The following is a 1,631-nucleotide window of genomic DNA, read 5'->3' as shown; positions in this document are numbered from 1 at the left end:
GTTCGGAGAGCGATTTATGCAGGCGCGCGGATAACGCGTTGTTCAACCGCCTCACCCACAAAAATGCGGACAGGTTCATCGGAGCATTCGCGGGATTTACGCCACTCATTATCCTTCGGAGTCAACGCTCCTTCCGGAAGTACAGCGAGACCGTACGGAAGCGTCTCCTCGCGGCAGTTGTCTTTCTTGGCAGCACTGGCACGACAGTCCTCGGGTTGCTCTACTTCGGCATTGTGTTTCTGAGCGGGGTATTGCAAACCTACGCGACGGAAGTCGCACCACTCCGTCATCGCCCTGACCCAATCGTTGCCAACGTCATGCTGGGCATGCTTCTTATCGCCGCCCCCATCGCAGCAGTGAAGGTTTGGCGCGACCTTAAACTGGGTGAACTCATTTTTGATTTACCGAAACGCTTGCTCAAGCGATTGGTGCTTCAACGGAAGTACGTTACTGTCCTCACGAGTTTAAGACTGCGACACTGCGACGGATCGTGGTGAATGTAGTAGTGCCCGTCTTTGGAAATATGTGACACGATCGTGGTTGATGGCGCACCGGAAATTTGCACTCTGAATCGATCGTCAAACGGCACATTCTCATCATCCACGTTGCGATGATTCGGCAACAGTCCGGGAGGAAACATGTTCAGTTTGGGAGAGTACTGATATTCCTTTGCATAACACGAAGCAAACAGGTATCGATGCAAGTCGGAAACCATGTGGCCACGTGACTCGTGCTGACAAACACCACCGATGCGGCCATCGTGTAAGTACCCAATCGTCGTGTCCATTGATCGCTCTTCTAATAAGCGAGTCAATCTCCGCCTCCGGGGTCACGCCCAGTTCGAGGCAGTGTGCTTCTTGCGTAGCTAACTCCAGTGCATGCGCAACAACTCGATCGTTGAAGAGGGTCGCTCGATCGATGTCGCCTCGAACATAGTCGTAGTACACGTCCGGAAGCGGCTCATCATCACGCCGATGTGATCGGCGCATTGCCCATGGTGGGCGTCGTAAGTCACCATCGCTCAGGTAGCTCGGCGCCCGATACTCAGCACCGTTAGTAACTGTGACGAGCGGAGATTGCTCCGCAATTGCAGCGGGCCGGCCATTCAGGTCCGCTGCCGTGTAGCCTTGCAGCACAAGCTACAACCCATGCTAGGCTCACTACACATTTCCGCCACGCCAATGCAAAAACCCCCGCCTTTCAGGCGGGGGTTCTTGGCTAAGGGAGCCTGACGATTACCTACTTTCACACGGGAATCCGCACTATCATCGGCGTAGAGTCGTTTCACGGTCCTGTTCGGGATGGGAAGGGGTGGGACCGACTCGCTATGGTCATCAGGCAAAGGGGGTTGTCCTGCTGGCGTGGCCAACAGAACCAATCTGGGAAGAAGCAGTAATTTAGGTTGTGTGTATCACACACGAGAATTCAACTTGTCTCGTCTTGCTACGCAGGTCGCCGGTACTTCAACCGGCGCGCCGCATCGATCAGCTTCGCTGCTCGACGCTCTGCGTGGGATGCTCGTAAGTGCTGAAGCACTAACGATCATCGACAAGGCAGACTTGTTATAGGATCAAGCCTTACGGGCAATTAGTATCAGTTAGCTGAACGCATTACTGCGCTTACACACCTGA

General features: G+C 54.3%; 1 protein-coding gene and 1 rRNA gene. One reads left to right on the top strand and one right to left on the bottom strand.

The window, feature by feature from the left end:
- A partial coding sequence (locus DIE06_RS37700) for a hypothetical protein (protein WP_221624097.1) occupies positions 1–497 on the top strand: 497 nt, incomplete at its 5' end.
- Between the two features lie 729 nt (positions 498–1,226).
- Here the strand turns inward: DIE06_RS37700 and rrf are convergent.
- Positions 1,227–1,339 (bottom strand): 5S ribosomal RNA (gene rrf, locus DIE06_RS37695).
- Positions 1,340–1,631 lie beyond the last annotated feature (292 nt).

The sequence above is a fragment of the Burkholderia sp. Bp8998 genome (genome assembly GCF_003854235.1).
Classification (GTDB): Bacteria; Pseudomonadota; Gammaproteobacteria; order Burkholderiales; family Burkholderiaceae; genus Burkholderia.
This window is presented reverse-complemented; position numbering and strand designations above follow the sequence as displayed.